The 15,230-nt window shown below is 61.6% G+C and carries 15 protein-coding genes; 6 read left to right on the top strand and 9 right to left on the bottom strand.

Features of this window, described 5'->3' with window-relative positions:
• Positions 1-133: 133 nt before the first annotated feature.
• Entirely contained in the window at positions 134-901 is a 768-nt protein-coding gene (locus CAF63_RS15725; protein ID WP_085686184.1) for a TerC family protein, read from the bottom strand.
• Between the two features lie 71 nt (positions 902-972).
• Positions 973-2,280, bottom strand: coding sequence for a CitMHS family transporter (locus CAF63_RS15720; RefSeq protein WP_007954069.1), 1,308 nt, complete (start codon positions 2,278-2,280; stop codon positions 973-975).
• Between the two features lie 336 nt (positions 2,281-2,616).
• On the opposite strand from CAF63_RS15720, the gene CAF63_RS15715 reads away from it, so the two are divergent.
• Positions 2,617-3,018 (top strand): GFA family protein, encoded by a 402-nt coding sequence (locus CAF63_RS15715; RefSeq protein ID WP_085686182.1) that lies wholly within the window; start codon positions 2,617-2,619, stop codon positions 3,016-3,018.
• On the opposite strand, the gene CAF63_RS15710 is transcribed toward CAF63_RS15715, so the two are convergent.
• A complete protein-coding gene (locus CAF63_RS15710) occupies positions 3,019-3,345 on the bottom strand; it encodes a DOPA 4,5-dioxygenase family protein (RefSeq protein ID WP_085686180.1) in 327 nt (108 codons plus the stop codon). It lies immediately after the preceding gene.
• An 84-nt stretch (positions 3,346-3,429) separates the two neighbouring features.
• Between CAF63_RS15710 and CAF63_RS15705 the strand changes: the two genes are divergently transcribed.
• The gene (locus CAF63_RS15705) at positions 3,430-4,089 is read left to right on the top strand and encodes an NAD(P)-dependent oxidoreductase (RefSeq protein WP_085686178.1); all 660 of its coding nucleotides are present in this window, start codon (positions 3,430-3,432) and stop codon (positions 4,087-4,089) included.
• A 4-nt stretch (positions 4,090-4,093) separates the two neighbouring features.
• On the opposite strand, the gene CAF63_RS15700 is transcribed toward CAF63_RS15705, so the two are convergent.
• On the bottom strand, positions 4,094-5,044 hold the full coding sequence (locus CAF63_RS15700; protein ID WP_085686176.1) for a LysR family transcriptional regulator: 951 nt from the start codon (positions 5,042-5,044) through the stop codon (positions 4,094-4,096).
• Positions 5,045-5,158: 114 nt separating this feature from the next.
• On the opposite strand from CAF63_RS15700, the gene betC reads away from it, so the two are divergent.
• From betC to CAF63_RS15685, 3 genes are all read left to right on the top strand, one after another.
• The gene (gene betC / locus CAF63_RS15695; protein ID WP_085686174.1) at positions 5,159-6,673 is read left to right on the top strand and encodes a choline-sulfatase; all 1,515 of its coding nucleotides are present in this window, start codon (positions 5,159-5,161) and stop codon (positions 6,671-6,673) included.
• 16 nt (positions 6,674-6,689) lie between these two features.
• Positions 6,690-7,607 carry a choline ABC transporter substrate-binding protein gene (gene choX / locus CAF63_RS15690; protein ID WP_085686172.1) on the top strand — a complete coding sequence of 306 codons (918 nt, stop codon included), beginning with the start codon at positions 6,690-6,692 and terminating at the stop codon, positions 7,605-7,607.
• A gap of 101 nt (positions 7,608-7,708) precedes the next feature.
• On the top strand, positions 7,709-9,277 hold the full coding sequence (locus CAF63_RS15685) for a SulP family inorganic anion transporter (protein WP_085686169.1): 1,569 nt from the start codon (positions 7,709-7,711) through the stop codon (positions 9,275-9,277).
• 7 nt (positions 9,278-9,284) lie between these two features.
• On the opposite strand, the gene aroE is transcribed toward CAF63_RS15685, so the two are convergent.
• Complete coding sequence (gene aroE / locus CAF63_RS15680; RefSeq protein ID WP_085686167.1) at positions 9,285-10,106, bottom strand: shikimate dehydrogenase; 822 nt, start codon at positions 10,104-10,106, stop codon at positions 9,285-9,287.
• A 9-nt stretch (positions 10,107-10,115) separates the two neighbouring features.
• Entirely contained in the window at positions 10,116-11,030 is a 915-nt protein-coding gene (hemF, locus tag CAF63_RS15675) for an oxygen-dependent coproporphyrinogen oxidase (protein ID WP_085686192.1), read from the bottom strand.
• A gap of 147 nt (positions 11,031-11,177) precedes the next feature.
• Here hemF and CAF63_RS15670 point away from each other — a divergent pair, with 147 nt between their 5' ends.
• Entirely contained in the window at positions 11,178-12,155 is a 978-nt protein-coding gene (locus CAF63_RS15670) for an NADPH:quinone reductase (protein WP_085686165.1), read from the top strand.
• Positions 12,156-12,259: 104 nt separating this feature from the next.
• Here CAF63_RS15670 and CAF63_RS15665 read toward each other — a convergent pair whose 3' ends face one another.
• The 3 genes from CAF63_RS15665 to CAF63_RS15655 form a co-directional block, all read right to left on the bottom strand.
• A complete protein-coding gene (locus CAF63_RS15665) occupies positions 12,260-12,817 on the bottom strand; it encodes an L-threonylcarbamoyladenylate synthase (protein ID WP_085686163.1) in 558 nt (185 codons plus the stop codon).
• A gap of 55 nt (positions 12,818-12,872) precedes the next feature.
• A complete protein-coding gene (gene dprA / locus CAF63_RS15660; RefSeq protein ID WP_085686162.1) occupies positions 12,873-13,973 on the bottom strand; it encodes a DNA-processing protein DprA in 1,101 nt (366 codons plus the stop codon).
• 79 nt (positions 13,974-14,052) lie between these two features.
• A complete protein-coding gene (locus tag CAF63_RS15655) occupies positions 14,053-15,078 on the bottom strand; it encodes a LysM peptidoglycan-binding domain-containing protein (protein ID WP_085686160.1) in 1,026 nt (341 codons plus the stop codon).
• Positions 15,079-15,230: the final 152 nt, after the last annotated feature.

The raw sequence follows: 15,230 nt of genomic DNA, 5'->3' as shown, positions 1-15,230 counted from the left end.
CTCCTTGTATGTAGGCCATAACGAAAAATGCTCCGTATCTTTCGATACGGAGCATTTTCTTAAAGGGCCGGACAGATTGCTAGGTTTTCACACAGTCTGCGAAGGCCCCTTTGTCATATCCACAGCGCTCGGGTTACTGACCCGGAATATCCTTGCGCAGTTTTACCGGATCCTGCTGTTTCTTCTTTTTCGCGATGGCGGTGCGCATCTTGATGTTGATCGCTTCGACCGCCAGCGAGAACGCCATGGCGAAGTAGACGTAGCCTTTCGGTACGTGCACGTCGAACGATTCGGCAATCAGCACGGTACCGACCACCAGCAGGAACGACAGCGCGAGCATTTTCAGCGACGGGTGCTTGTCGATGAACTCGCTGATCTTGCCCGAAGCCAGCATCATCACCAGTACCGCAACGATGATCGCCGCGACCATGACCGGAACGTGGGACACCATGCCGACGGCGGTGATCACCGAGTCCAGCGAGAACACGATGTCGATGATCGCGATCTGGATGATGGTGTAGAGGAAATTGCCGCCCTTGCCCGAAGGCTCGTCGTCGCTTTCGTCTTCACCTTCCAGTGCGTGGTACATCTCCTGGGAGCTTTTCCACAGCAGGAACAGGCCACCGAAGAACAGGATCAGGTCGCGGCCGGAAATGCCCTGGCCGAACACTTCGAACAGGTCGGCGGTGAGGCGCATGACCCAGGTGATCGACAGCAGCAACAGGATCCGCGTGATCATGGCCAGGCCAAGACCGAAGATCCGGGTGCGCTGCTGCATGTGTTTGGGCATGCGGCTGACCAGGATCGAAATCATGATGATGTTATCGATGCCCAGAACGATTTCCAGGGCGGTCAGGGTGAAGAAGGCAACCCAGATCTCAGGGTTGGTCAGCCATTCCATGTGTATTCCTTTGAGCGAGTGTTAAACCAGGACGCCAGCAATCAGCTGGCGTCCTGGTGAGTTTGGTGCCGTTACAACGTGCTGAACAGCGGGAAAGTCCCCAACAGCAAGGCTGCGACCAGTATGCACAGGCAGACCAGCACTGCCCACTTCAGGGTGAAACGCTGGTGATCGCCGAACTCGATGCCCGCCAGTGCCACCAGGAGGTACGTCGACGGCACCAGTGGGCTCAGCAGGTGAACCGGCTGGCCGACGATCGAGGCTCGGGCCATTTCCACAGCGGTGATGCCGTAATGGCTGGCCGCTTCGGACAACACCGGCAACACACCGTAGTAGAACGCGTCGTTCGACATGAAGAACGTGAACGGCATGCTCACCAGCGCCGTGATCACCGCCAGGTACGGGCCGAGGAAATCAGGGATCACCGCCAGCAGGCTTTTCGACATCGCGTCGACCATGCCGGTGCCCGACAGGATACCGGTGAAAATGCCCGCCGCGAAGATCAGACTGACCACCGACAGCACGCTGCCGGCGTGGGCCGCGACACGATCCTTCTGCATTTGCAGGCAAGGGTAGTTGACGATCATGGCAATACTGAACGCCACCATGAACAGCACCGGCAGCGGCAGCAGGCCGGCGATCAGGGTGCACATCAGGGCCAGGGTCAGCAGGCCGTTGAACCAGATCAGTTTCGGACGACGGGCATCCGGGAATTGCGAGACGCTGATTTCGCTGTGATCGATTTCGTCGCCGATCAGGTGCAGCTCACCCAGACGCGCACGCTCACGTTTGCCGTAGAAGTAGGCAATGATCAGGATCGCTACCACACCGGCAGCCATCGCCGGGATCATTGGTACGAAGATGTCCGACGGGTCCACGTGCAGCGCGCTCGCCGCACGGGCAGTCGGGCCACCCCATGGGGTCATGTTCATCACGCCACCGGCGAGGATGATCAGACCGGCCATGATCCGCGGGCTCATGCCGATGCGGCTGTACAGTGGCAGCATGGCGGCCACGCAGATCATGTAAGTGGTCGCGCCGTCACCATCGAGGGAAACGACGAGCGCCAGTACGGCGGTGCCGACCGAAACTTTCAGCGGGTCGCCCTTGACCAGTTTGAGGATCTTGCGCACGGCCGGGTCGAACAGTCCGGAGTCGATCATCAGGGCGAAATACAAAATCGCGAACATCAGCATCACGCCGGTCGGCGCAAGCTTGGTAATACCTTCGAGCATCATCGGGCCGATCTTCGGGGCGAAGCCACCGAACAGGGCGAACAGGATCGGGATGATGATCAGAGCGATCAGCGCAGACAGGCGCTTGGTCATGATCAGGAACATGAACGTGATGACCATGGCGAAGCCAAGGAAAGTCAGCATGGGAATACTCCAGGCGTAGCGCGGCTAGGTAAATGAGCGGATCGGGTTGGATCAGCGCAGAACGGGAAGCACAAGGCGTACGAGCGGAGTGTCAGAAAAAAGGCGTGGGAGGAGGCGGGTTGCAGAGGACATCAGAATCACCATTGTTGTTGTTAATTGGTCCTGTCGTGCGAGCAATCACACGCGTTGGCCAACCGGTCTGTTGCCGGCAGTGGGGGCGATCCTAATCGGGGAACCTTTCAGCTACCTTTCGCACAAGAAAGCTTTGGGCGAACGGCCAACCGGCCGTCGGATGCGGGCTAGAGTCAATGAACACGGGAAGTGGAGGGCAGGGCGATGACTGATTTGCACAGCGGTGGCTGCCATTGCGGACATATCCGCTATCAGTTCAGCGGAGCGTTGCACGACATCGCCCACTGTCATTGTTCGATCTGTCGAAAGGTCAGCGGCGGCATCGTCACCACCTGGATCACCGTGCCGGCAGCGAACTTCCAGTGGCTGGCCGGGACGCCTTCGCGCTATGGCTCGTCGACCAGTTGCGCCCGGTTCTTCTGCCCGAACTGCGGCGCGCAACTGGCGCTGGTGACCTTGCTCAGCCCCGAGAGCATCGATCTGACCATCGCCACGCTGGATCACCCGGAGCAGGCCGCCGCCGAGCGGCACATCTGGACCGACAGCCAGTTGCCGTGGCTGCACCTGGACGAGCATTTGCCGAGCGAGCCGGAAGAGACTATCTGATCAAAAAATAGACAGATCCAGCGGTCGCATCGCGCCCATCCAGATTGCGTGCTCGGTGTGGTCCAGCAAGTCATCGCCGGTGTCCGGGTGCAGGAACACCACCAGCCCCTTGCGATTGAGCGCCAGCCACGGCAGCACGTCACCGATCAACTCCGGGCCGAAGGCCAGCTGGCAGCTCCAGTCCAGGTGCGGGCCGACCGGACGTTCATGCACGCGACCCATCTTCAATGGGAATAATTGCGCGGCCTGCTCACACAGCGCCCGCGCCTGTTCGATCGTGCTGGCGTCGTAATAAACGTGGGCGTGATAACCCTTGATCGTCTGCATCGCAAACCCTCTGAATCGGTTCGAACCCTCGGCGTTCCTTATATGTCACACGCCATACAAGGGAAAACAAAAGGGACCTCAGCCATGAAAAATGCCGAAACCCCGGCGGTAAAAGTGGTGCTCTATGGTGCCATGAGTAGCCTGGGCAGTGCGTTGATGGCTGAACTGCTGCGTCGCCAGCACGAAGTCATCGCGATCCTCGACGATCTGACGGCGCTCGCGCCACGGCCGGGACTGCGCACCAAAAGCGGTGACCTGCTGGACGCCAAGCGGGTCCATCAGAGCGTGGCCGGCAGCTCTGCGGTGATCTGCCTGCTCAATGCGCCGGGCCTGCCGTTGAGTAGCGATCATGTCGAGAAATCCGTGGTGCTGGGACCGGTGGAACAGGTCCTGGCGGTGGATGCGTTGATCGACGGGTTGCAGGCGGCGAACATCTCGCGGCTGTTTGTCATCGGCGAATTCGAAGCACTGGACGATCCGGAAAACGCCGATCCTCTGCAACGCCACGCCGCCGAGGAAATACGCGAGGCCCTGCAAAGCAGCCCGCTGCACTGGACACTGGTGAACGCACCGCGCAGTGTCGCCGGGCTGACGATCGAGCATTTCAGTCAGGTCGGGCGCACGCTTGAACCGGGTCTGGCCGAGCCGTTGGAGCGCCTGAACCGTGTGGCGGTGGGGATTTCCGATGAGCTGCGGTTGAATCTGCATCTGCGTCAGCACGTGGATTTTGTTGCGGCTTCCTGATCCGTTACACAGCAATCGAGGGCAACGGCAGTCCAGCCAGGGACTCGGCGCTGCTGGCCTGTTCGGCCATCAGCCAATCCACGAACGTCTGGATCAACGCTCCCCGGCGTTTGCGCTGCGGCAACACCACGTAATAACCGAGGCGCGACAGGGTGGTCTCGGCGATCGGCCGGCACAACAGCCCTTGGGTTAATAAGTTATCCACAAGGTGCCGCCAGCCGATCGCCACGCCCTGACCGCCAATCGCCGCTTGGATCAGCAAGGTGTAATTGTCGAAGCGCAGCTGGCCCGGGGCCGGCGGTGTAATGATGTTCAGCGCGCGGAACAGGCCACTCCAATTGAACCAGTTGCTGCTGTTTTCTCCGCGCAGGTGCAGCAGCGGAAACTCCATCAATGCTTGGGCCGGCAAGGGCAGGGCGCGATCCCTGAGCAACTGCGGGCTGCATACGGGAAACACTTCTTCGCTGAACAGCCAGTGACTTTCGCCCTGTTTGAAGCGACCGTCGCCGAACAGCACGGCAACGTCGATATCCGGGCGCAGCATATTGTGATTGCGTTCGCTAGTGACCAGGCTCACATCCACCTGTGGATAAGCCTCATGGAAACGGTGCAGACGTGGCATCAGCCAGTACGCGGCGAAGGCGAAATCGGTGGCGACCTGCAGCACTTCGTGTTGCTGCTGCGTGCTGATCGCGCTCAATCCTGCATCGATATTCTGCAAACCGAGGGTAACTTGCTCGAACAGGATCGAGCCGACCTCGGTCAGTTCGATGCCCCGGTAAATGCGATCGAACAGCCGCGTACCGAGCTGTTCCTCCAACCGTTTGATTTGCTGGCTGATGGCCGGTTGCGTCGTGCCAAGCTCCACCGCCGCAGCGGTAAAGCTGCGATGACGGGCCGCCGCCTCGAAGGCGCGCAGCAGGTCCAGCGACAAATCACCGAGGGCTTCATACATAAGCTGTGCTTATCCTAGTCATTGTCCGGCGCGGGCTTTACCGGATATTGCGTGGAATCCATGCTCGATCGCAGCAATGTCGCATAAATATTCACTATGGAATGCCGCGATCACATGAAGCGCAAGAACATTCTTTTCATCATGGCCGATCAAATGGCCGCGCCAATGTTGCCGTTCTACGGCCAGTCGCCGATCAAACTGCCGAATCTCAGCCGCCTCGCCGAACAAGGCGTGGTGTTCGATGCCGCGTACTGCAACAGCCCGCTGTGCGCGCCGTCGCGTTTCACCCTGGTCAGCGGCCAGCTGCCGAGCAAGATCGGCGCCTACGACAACGCCGCCGATTTCCCCGCCGACATCCCCACCTACGCCCATTACCTGCGCCGCCTCGGTTACCGCACCGCGCTATCGGGCAAGATGCACTTCTGCGGCCCCGATCAACTGCACGGTTACGAAGAGCGCCTGACCAGCGATATCTACCCCGCCGACTACGGCTGGGCGGTGAACTGGGATGAACCCGACGTGCGGCCGAGCTGGTACCACAACATGTCGTCGGTGCTGCAGGCCGGGCCGTGCGTGCGCACCAACCAACTCGATTTCGATGAAGAGGTGGTGTTCAAGGCGCAGCAATACCTGTTCGATCATATTCGCGAGGACGGCGACCAGCCGTTCTGCCTGACCGTGTCGATGACTCACCCACACGATCCGTACACGATTCCCAAGGCGTTCTGGGATTTGTACGACGATGCGGAGATCCCGCTTCCGACGACGCCGGATCAGCATTCTCTCGATCCGCACTCCCAGCGTTTGCTCAAAGTCTACGACTTGTGGGACAAGCCGCTGCCTGTGGATAAAATCCGCGATGCACGCCGCGCGTACTTCGGCGCATGCAGCTATATCGACGCCAACGTCGGCAAACTCCTGCAAACCCTCGAAGATTGTGGGCTGATGGACGACACCGTCATCGTCTTCTCCGGCGACCATGGCGACATGCTGGGAGAGAAGGGCCTCTGGTACAAAATGCACTGGTACGAAATGGCTGCTCGCGTGCCCCTGTTGATAAGTGCACCCGGTCATTTCAAATCGGGCCGTGTCAGCTCTGCCGTCTCCACCGCCGACCTGTTGCCGACCTTTGTCGAACTGGCCGGCGGCAGCCTGGAACCGAACCTGCCGCTGGACGGCCGTTCGCTGGTTCCACACCTGCAAGGGCAGGGCGGTCACGACGAGGTGTTCGGCGAATACATGGCCGAAGGCACCGTCAGCCCGCTGATGATGATCCGGCGTGGCGCCTACAAATTTATCTACAGCGAAACCGACCCTTGCCTACTCTTCGATGTGGATAACGATCCACGCGAGCAGGAAGAACTCAGCCAATCGCCACAACATCGCCAACTGTTCGACGATTTTCTCGCCGAAGCGCGGGCCAAGTGGGACATCCCGGCAATCCACCGCGAAGTCCTCGAGAGCCAGCGCCGTCGGCGTTTCGTCGCCGAGGCGCTGACGATCGGCAAACTGAAGAGCTGGGATCACCAGCCGCTGGTGGACGCCAGTCAGCAATACATGCGCAACCACATCGACCTCGATGACCTGGAGCGCAAGGCCCGTTATCCACAACCCTGCCAAAACCAATAATGTTAAGGGGAAGTCCATGGTCAAGTTATCCACAGTCGTGACGGTCAGTCTGCTGGCACTGGGCAGCGCATCCGCGTTCGCCGAGAGCTGCGATACGGTGAAGATGGCCGACCCCGGCTGGAGCGACATCGCCGCGACCAACGCCATCACCGGGTTTCTGCTGGATGGCATGGGCTACAAGTCCAAGGTCGACACCCTCGCGGTGCCTATCACCTTCGGTGGTTTGAAGGACGGTCAGGTCGACGTGTTCCTCGGCAACTGGATGCCGGCGCAGCAGGGCTTCTACGACAAGTTCGTCGCCACTGGCGACGTCACCCAACTGGCGAAGAATCTCGACGGCACCGAATTCACCCTGGCCGTGCCGGATTACGTGTGGGACGCGGGTGTGCATAACTTTGCCGACCTGAATAAGTACGCCGATAAATTCGAGAAGAAGATCTACGGCATCGGCTCCGGCGCGCCAGCGAACATTTCGCTGCAAGAGATCATCAAGAAGAACGACTTCGACCTGGGCCAGTGGAAGCTGATCGAGTCCAGCGAACAGGCGATGCTGGCCGAAGTTTCGAGGGCGGTGAAAAAGCAGAAGTTCGTCACCTTCCTCGGCTGGACTCCGCATCCGATGAACGTGCAGCTGAAAATGCATTACCTCAAGGGCGGCGAGAAATACTTCGGCGACACGGGGAGCGTCTACACCCTCACCCGCAAGGGCTACGCCGAAGCGTGCCCGAATGTGGGTAAATTGCTGACCAATCTTGCGTTCACTCAGGAGATGGAGAACAGCATCATGGCTGAGGTGGTGAACAAGAAGGTCAGCAATGCCGATGCGGCGAAGGCCTGGATCAAGGCAAATCCGGGGGTATTGGATAAGTGGCTTGATGGTGTGAAAACCGTGGACGGCAAAGATGCGTTGCCGGCCGTAAAAGCCAAATTGTAACTACGCGGCCGACCGTTCCCACGCTCTGCGTGGGAACGCCGCAATGGACGCTCGGCGTTCCGGGCTGCGTACAATGCGCAAAATTTCACCCGAGAGGATCCATGGCCCTCCCCAGCCGCCGCTCACTTTTCCCCTTCCTGACCTGGCTGCCCCGGCAGACCCGCGCCAGCGTCGGGCGGGACCTGGTCGTCGGCCTAAGCGGGGCGATTCTCGCGTTGCCCCAGTCGATTGCCTACGCGCTGATCGCCGGTCTCCCACCGGAATACGGGCTCTATGCCGCCATCGTTCCCGTGTTGATCGCCTGTTTGTGGGGCTCGTCTTGGCATCTGATCTGCGGCCCGACGGCGGCGATTTCGATTGTGCTGTTCGCCAGTGTCAGTCCGCTGGCGGTGCCTGCATCACAGGACTACATCACCCTGATCCTGCTGCTGACCTTCCTCGCCGGGATTTTCCAGTGGCTGCTCGGCCTGCTGCGCTTCGGCGCGCTGGTGAATTTCGTCTCGCACTCGGTGGTGCTGGGTTTCACCCTCGGCGCGGCGGTGGTAATTGCCATTGGTCAATTGCCGAACCTGTTGGGACTGGATCTGCCGGCCAAGGCCACGGCGCTGGACAGCCTGATGGATCTGCTGCGCCATCTGGGGGCTGTGGATAAACCGTCGCTGCTCCTCGGTGTCGCCACGGTGGTGGTCGGTGCGTTGCTCAAACAATGGCTACCGCGCTGGCCGACGTTGTTGATGACCCTGGTGCTCGGCAGTCTGGTGGTGTGGCTGTGGCCGGCGATGTTCGGCCACGTTCAATTGGTCAGCGCGTTTGCCGGGCGCCTGCCGCCGTTCAGTGGATTGCCGCTGGATATGGATATGATCCTGCGCCTGCTGCCCAGTGCCGTGGCGGTGGGCATGCTCGGGCTGGTCACCAGCCTGTCGATTGCCCGTTCGATATCCGCGCGCTCGCAACAGTTGCTCGATGCCAATCAGGAAGTCCGCGCGCAGGGCCTTTCGAACATTATCGGTGCGTTTTTTTCCGGTTCGTTGTCCGCCGGCTCGTTCACCCGTTCCGGGCTGAGTTATGAGGCCGGGGCCTGTTCGCCATTGGCCGGAGTGTTTTCGGCGTTGTGGGTGGCGTTGTTCGCGATTTTCGGTGCCGGGCTGATCGCGCACATTCCAATCCCGGCCATGGCCGGCAGTATTCTGCTGATCGCCTGGGGACTGGTGGATCATCGCGGCATTCGTGCGCTGCTGCGGGTCAGCCGGGCGGAATTCGTGGTGATGGGCCTGACCTGCATTGCCACGTTGCTGCTGGAATTGCAGACGGCAATCTATGCCGGCGTGCTCGCCTCGCTGTTTTTCTACCTCAAGCGCACCTCGCAGCCGAGAGTGCAGCATTGGCGCGATGGCGACGAAGATGTGTTGCGGGTCGGCGGGTCGATCTTTTTCGGCGCCAGCCACTACCTGCAAGTGCGCTTGCAACGAATGCACGGCGCGCGGGTGGTGATCGAGGCGCAGCAGATCAACTTCATCGACTATTCCGGCGTGGAAATGCTCCATCAGGAAGCGCGGCGCCTGCTGCACCAGGATCGCAGCCTGACCTTGCGTCAGGCGCGACCGCAGGTGGTAGAGGAGTTGCGCAAGCTGGAAGGGCCGGAGAAATGCCCGATCCGTTTCGAGGACTGAGGGCGCCTTACAGCGCCAACTGTCGACGCAATTCCGCCAGAACCGGCGCCGTGTCGGGACGCACACCGCGCCACAGGAAGAACGCCTCGGCAGCCTGTTCGGCCAGCATGCCCAAGCCGTCCATCACCACCCCTGCACCATGCTCGCTGGCCCAGCGGCAGAACGCGGTCGGTTCCTTGCCGTACATCATGTCGTAGCACAGCGTTTTGCCGGGCTCGATCAGGCTTGGGGCAATTGGCGGCACGTCGCCGGTGAGGCTGGCGGAGGTGGCGTTGATGATCACGTCCACCGGCTCGCGCAACCAGTCGTAACCACTGGCCGACACCGGCCCCAGATCACAAAACAGTTCGGCCAGCAGCTCGGCCTTGTCCACTGTGCGGTTGGCGATGATCACCGAGGTCGGTTTTTCTGCCAGCAACGGCTCCAGCGCACCGCGCACCGCGCCACCGGCGCCGAGCAGCAGAATGCGTTTGCCGGTAAGGCTGAACCCGGCGTTGACCGTCAAATCCCGCACCAGACCGGCGCCGTCGGTGTTGTCGCCGAGCAGGCTGCCGTCGGCCAGTTTGCTCAGGGTGTTCACCGCACCCGCGCGTTGAGCACGGGCGGTCAGGCTGTTGGCCAGGCGATAGGCGTCTTCCTTGAACGGCACGGTCACGTTGGCGCCGCGACCTTCCCGGAAAAACGCCGTGGCGCAGCCGGAAAAGTCCTCGAGCGGCGCCAGCAGCGTGCTGTAGTCGAGGCTCTGGCCGGTCTGTTCGGCGAACAGTTTGTGAATCATCGGCGACTTGCTGTGGCCGATCGGGTTACCGAAAACGACGTAACGATCCATCAGAAGTCCTCAGGCCTGAGCCAGCCAGTCGCGGTCTTGCAGGAAGTACTCGGTCAGGCGCGCTTCTTCGCTGCCCGGCTCGGCTTTCCAGTCGTAGGCCCAGCGCACTTGCGGCGGCAACGACATCAGGATCGATTCGGTGCGCCCGCCCGATTGCAGGCCGAACAGGGTGCCACGGTCGTAAACCAGATTGAACTCGACGTAGCGGCCGCGACGGAATTCCTGGAACTCGCGCTGCTTGGCGGTAAAGGCGTCGTTCTTGCGGCGCTGCACGATCGGCAGGTAAGCGTCGATGTACGCATCGCCGATGGCGCGCATGAAGGCGAAACTGGTGTCGAAGTCCCACTCGTTCAGGTCATCGAAGAACAGGCCACCGATGCCGCGCGGCTCGTGGCGATGCTTGATGTGGAAGTAGGTGTCGCACCAGGCCTTGTAGCGCGGGTAGACGTCCGGGCCAAACGGCGCGCAGGCCTGTTCGGCAACGCGGTGCCAGTGTATGCAGTCTTCTTCGTTGCCGTAGTACGGAGTCAGGTCGAAGCCACCGCCGAACCACCAGACCGGCTCTTCGCCTTCCTTCTCGGCGATGAAAAAGCGCACGTTGGCGTGGGACGTCGGCACATGCGGGTTGTGCGGGTGAATCACCAGCGACACGCCGAGCGCTTCGAAGCCACGCCCGGCCAGCTCCGGCCGATGGGCACTGGCAGACGGTGGCAGGCCACTGCCGAAGACGTGGGAAAAGTTGACGCCGCCCTTTTCGATCACCGTGCCGTTCTCGATCACCCGGGTCCGACCGCCACCGCCGGCCGGACGGGTCCAGGCGTCTTCGACGAAGCACGTGCCGCCGTCTTCGGTTTCCAGCGCGGCGCAGATGCGGTCTTGCAGGTCGAGCAGATAGGCCTTTACGGCGTCGGTGCGGGTCGTCATGGCTTCACCTTGGATCGGGCGGAACTGCGCGGCGCCCCGCGCAAATGGGCGCGTAGCATACCATCGCAAACCGGCACGCCGCAGTTGACGAAGATCAAGCATGAGCGTTCGATAGGGACCTTTCCAAATGACCCGAGGAGTAGGCAGATGGCCAAGCGAATCCAGTTCCGCGCCCACGGCGGCCCCGAAGTGCTCGAGTACGTTGACTATCAACCGGCCGAACCCGGTCCGCAGCAGGTTCGCGTGAGCAACAAGGCCATCGGCCTGAACTTCATCGACACCTACTACCGCAGCGGTCTGTACGCGCCACCGGCCTTGCCGTCGGGCGTGGGTGCGGAAGGCGCCGGTATCGTCGAGGCCGTGGGCAGCGAGGTCACCCGGTTCAAGGTCGGTGATCGTGTGGCCTACGGCAGCGGCCCGTTGGGCGCGTACAGTGATGTCCACGTCCTGCCGGAAGCGAATCTGGTGCACCTGCCGGACGCCATCAGCTTCGAAACCGCCGCCGGCGTGATGCTCAAGGGCCTGACCGTGCAGTACCTGCTGCGCCAGACCTATGAACTCAAGGGTGGCGAAACCATTCTGTTCCACGCAGCGGCCGGCGGTGTCGGCTTGCTCGCCTGCCAATGGGCCAAAGCCCTGGGCGTGAAGCTGATCGGCACCGTCAGCTCGAAAGCCAAGGCCGATCTGGCCAAGGCCCATGGCGCCTGGGAAACCATCGACTACAGCCACGAAAACGTCGCCCAACGGGTGCTGGAATTGACCGACGGGAAAAAAGTCCCCGTGGTCTATGACGGCGTCGGCAAGGACACCTGGCCGGCGTCGCTGGACAGCGTGGCGCCCCGCGGCCTGTTGGTGAGCTTCGGCAATGCGTCGGGCGCGGTGGAGGGCGTGAACCTGGGGATTCTGGCGGCGAAAGGCTCGTTGTACGTCACCCGGCCGACCCTGGCGACCTACGCCAACAACGCCGAGAACCTGCAGCGCATGGCCGATGAGCTGTTCGGGATGATCACCAGCGGCAAGCTGAAAGTGGATATCAGCCAGCGTTATTCACTGGCGGATGCAGCGAAGGCGCAGACTGAGTTGTCAGCGCGGCGTACGACGGGCTCGACTGTTCTGTTGCCATAACGCGCCCCATCGCGAGCAGGTCGAATCGTCGCACCGTCGCCCCCACATTTGGCATGCATTACTCCTGTGGGAGCGAGCTTGCTCGCGATGGATGCACCTCGGTTTCAAGCCGGGCGCACCACATTGCCGGTAGCCAGATCCCGGATCAGACTCGGGTTCTTGCGCCCGCCGAGGGCTCCGCCCAACACCAGATCGACCTGACCACGGAAATACTGTTCGACCCGCAAGCGACTCTTCGCCGCCGGCCGGCCTTGCGGGTTGGCCGAGGTCGAGATCAACGGCCCGACCAGCGAGCACAAGTCCCGCACCTGCGGATGATCGCTGACCCGCAGCGCCACCGTGTCATGCACCCCGGTCACCCACTCCGGCAACAGGTTCTGATGCGGCACCAGCCAGGTGTTCGGGCCCGGCCAGGTGCTGGCCATGCGGTCGATCCAGTCCTGGGGGAAATCCTCGAACAGAAAATCGAACTGACGAATGTTGTCGGCGACCAGGATCAAGCCCTTGTCCACCGAACGGTTCTTGATCGCCAACAGGCGATCCACCGCTTCTTCATTCCAAGGATCGCACCCCAGCCCCCAGACGGCTTCGGTTGGATAGGCAATCACCGCCCCGGCGCGAATCTCTCGTGCGGCTTGTTGCACACGCCAACTGTTGACCATGAAAAAACTCTCCGCAAACAGGTTTCGCGCAGTTTACCGATCTTCAATGTAAAACCTAGCTCACGCGCGCAAACCAGCGGCCGTTTTCGCACACCGCGCGGCCATCCATCTCCAGTTCGGTGAGTGCCGCCAGCACTTTGGGCAGCGCCCAGCCACTGCTGTCGGCCAGCCCCTCGCTGGTGTGCGGCGCCGCGTGCAGCAGACGCAGCAACGGGTTATCCGGATTCGCTACGGCGGTGGATACCGGCAGGTGCTGCCAGCCACGCAGGGCCTCGAGAATATGTTCGATGGTTTCCACCAGCACGGCTCCGTCACGGATCAACTGATGACAGCCCCGGGCGCCGGGGTGGTGAATCGAGCCCGGAATGGCGTACACCTCGCGCCCCTGTTCCGCCGCCAGCCGCGCAGTGATCAACGAGCCGCTGGCAACACTGGCCTCGACCACAAGCACGCCGAGGGACAAGCCGCTGATGATGCGGTTGCGCCTTGGGAAGTTGCTCGCCGTCGGCCCGGTGTTCAGAGGGAATTCCGAAAGCACTGCACTGCCGGATGCAATCATCGCGTCCGCCAGCCGCCGGTTGCGCTGTGGATAAAAGTTTTCCAGACCGGTACCGAGCACGCCGACCGTTTGCCCGCCGACGTCGAGAGCAGCTTGATGCGCCGCCGCATCGATGCCCAGCGCCAGGCCACTGGTTATGACGAATCCGGCTCCCGCGAGACTGCGGGAAAACGCAGCGGCAGTGTCCATGCCCGGGCGGGAAGCGCGGCGACTGCCGACCATTGCCAGTTGCGGTTTTTCCAGAATCTGCGGATCGCCAGCGACGAACAGCAAGGGCGGTGGGTCGGGAATCTGCGCCAGCAAGGCCGGGTAATCCGGGTGATCCCACATCAGCAAATGTTGATCCGGACGCTCTAGCCAGCGCAATGCGTGGCTGGCGCCGTCGCGGACTTCAGGGCAGCGTCGGGCCTCGGCGCAAGCCGCCGGCAAACCCAGCGAGCGCCACGCGCTGGCCGGTGCGCTGATCGCCTTCGAGGCAGAGCCGAAGGCTTCGAGCAGTTTGGTGAAACGCTTAGGACCAACTTCCGGCAAGCGGTGCAGGCGCAGGCGCGCTTCCAGTTCCGCCGGGGAAACCGACGCAGAGACAGGCATCATCATGGATCATCCTTGATCGTTATAAGGCCCGAACCTTTCGGAACAAGCTGTGGATAACTCTGTTGGTAACTTGTGAAGCCAGCTAAGGATTTCGCACCTTGTCCAGCACCGCCAGCGAGCGCGATGCGTTCAGCACGAGGCCGTAACTGAGTTTGTCGTAGGTGCGGAACACCATCAGCAATCCGGCGCGTTCATCGGGGATTTTCAGCGGTTGGCCGGTGATCCGGTCACGCACGGTTTCCCCGGTTTTCATCACCACCAGCACGTTGCCCTCGGCCAGGCCGTCGCGTTTGCCCTTGTTCAGGGTCACTACGTCCATCGCGCCAATCTGTGTGACGCCTCGGGGCACATCGATGATCAGGCCGTTGATGTCGGTGGTGGGGGCGCTGGGCATGAACGTCGAGTTGATCGAACGCTCTTCGCCGCTGAACAAGCGGTCGCCGAGGCGCACTTCCTGGGTCGTGCGTTGCAGGGCGAGGGTGGCGACGTCGCCTTCGGTGGCGACGATTTCACCACCGCCGATGTCGTCGGCGTTGATCCCCAGAAACTCCTTGGTCTGGGGATCGGTGTAGACCTTGCCCTGACGGAAGATCCCGTAGACCGGCTGGTTCGGGTCGAAATGGCCCCGGGCGAAGATCCGGTCACCGGTGCCGCTGAGCACCCGTTCGGCATCGCCAGCGACAATGTAAGGCGCCTTGTCGAAGTCCTCGACCTTGTCGACGATGCGGTTGCTCAGCAGAAAGCTGTTGATCGATTTGAGCGGAATGCTCGGAATCGCATCGGCCACCGGACTGGTGCGGATGCGCGGCGACAGCTTGATGGTGCCGCGTGACTCGCCGCGATTGACGGTCAGGCGCGGCTGGCCGTTGACGTAACTGAGCGTCAGCGTGTCGCCCGGATAGATCAGGTTGGGGTTTTCGATCTGCGGATTGGCCCGCCACAGCTGTGGCCACTGCCAGGGTTCGCGCAAATATTTACCGGAGATGTCCCAGAGCGTATCCCCCGAAACCACCGTGTATTGCTGTGGAAAACCTTCCTTGAGTTGCACTTGCCCGTGCGCGGCTCCGGCCGAGGCCAGAAACAGCAGGGCGAGTAGTGATTTCCTCATGCGGTGAATCCCTTTATTATGTGCGTTCGCGTGAAACGCCAGAGCCCCCGTGGCTCGCTCCCTGCTCTATGCTTAAAAGCAAGGAGCTACGTTTCACAACGGTAGCCTGCATCTTCGGACCCGCCAGGCCATCGCCCGACTTTACCTCACAC

This window comes from Pseudomonas sp. B20(2017) (genome assembly GCF_002113125.1).
Lineage (GTDB): Bacteria > Pseudomonadota > Gammaproteobacteria > Pseudomonadales > Pseudomonadaceae > Aquipseudomonas.
The sequence above is the reverse complement of the archived record's forward strand: the minus strand, read 5'-3'. Positions and strand labels throughout refer to the sequence as shown.

Excerpts from the sequence above, each read along its gene's own strand:
- dprA (WP_085686162.1), bottom strand. The coding sequence starts at position 13,973 with ATGATGATGCCTGTCTCTGCGTCGGTTTCCCCGGCGGAACTGGAAGCG.
- betC (WP_085686174.1), top strand. The coding sequence starts at position 5,159 with ATGAAGCGCAAGAACATTCTTTTCATCATGGCCGATCAAATGGCCGCG.
- CAF63_RS15725 (WP_085686184.1), bottom strand. The coding sequence starts at position 901 with ATGGAATGGCTGACCAACCCTGAGATCTGGGTTGCCTTCTTCACCCTG.
- CAF63_RS15720 (WP_007954069.1), bottom strand. The coding sequence starts at position 2,280 with ATGCTGACTTTCCTTGGCTTCGCCATGGTCATCACGTTCATGTTCCTG.
- CAF63_RS15655 (WP_085686160.1), bottom strand. The coding sequence starts at position 15,078 with ATGAGGAAATCACTACTCGCCCTGCTGTTTCTGGCCTCGGCCGGAGCC.
- CAF63_RS15670 (WP_085686165.1), top strand. The coding sequence starts at position 11,178 with ATGGCCAAGCGAATCCAGTTCCGCGCCCACGGCGGCCCCGAAGTGCTC.
- CAF63_RS15705 (WP_085686178.1), top strand. The coding sequence starts at position 3,430 with ATGAAAAATGCCGAAACCCCGGCGGTAAAAGTGGTGCTCTATGGTGCC.
- CAF63_RS15710 (WP_085686180.1), bottom strand. The coding sequence starts at position 3,345 with ATGCAGACGATCAAGGGTTATCACGCCCACGTTTATTACGACGCCAGC.
- CAF63_RS15700 (WP_085686176.1), bottom strand. The coding sequence starts at position 5,044 with ATGTATGAAGCCCTCGGTGATTTGTCGCTGGACCTGCTGCGCGCCTTC.
- CAF63_RS15715 (WP_085686182.1), top strand. The coding sequence starts at position 2,617 with ATGACTGATTTGCACAGCGGTGGCTGCCATTGCGGACATATCCGCTAT.
- CAF63_RS15685 (WP_085686169.1), top strand. The coding sequence starts at position 7,709 with ATGGCCCTCCCCAGCCGCCGCTCACTTTTCCCCTTCCTGACCTGGCTG.
- CAF63_RS15665 (WP_085686163.1), bottom strand. The coding sequence starts at position 12,817 with ATGGTCAACAGTTGGCGTGTGCAACAAGCCGCACGAGAGATTCGCGCC.
- choX (WP_085686172.1), top strand. The coding sequence starts at position 6,690 with ATGGTCAAGTTATCCACAGTCGTGACGGTCAGTCTGCTGGCACTGGGC.
- hemF (WP_085686192.1), bottom strand. The coding sequence starts at position 11,030 with ATGACGACCCGCACCGACGCCGTAAAGGCCTATCTGCTCGACCTGCAA.
- aroE (WP_085686167.1), bottom strand. The coding sequence starts at position 10,106 with ATGGATCGTTACGTCGTTTTCGGTAACCCGATCGGCCACAGCAAGTCG.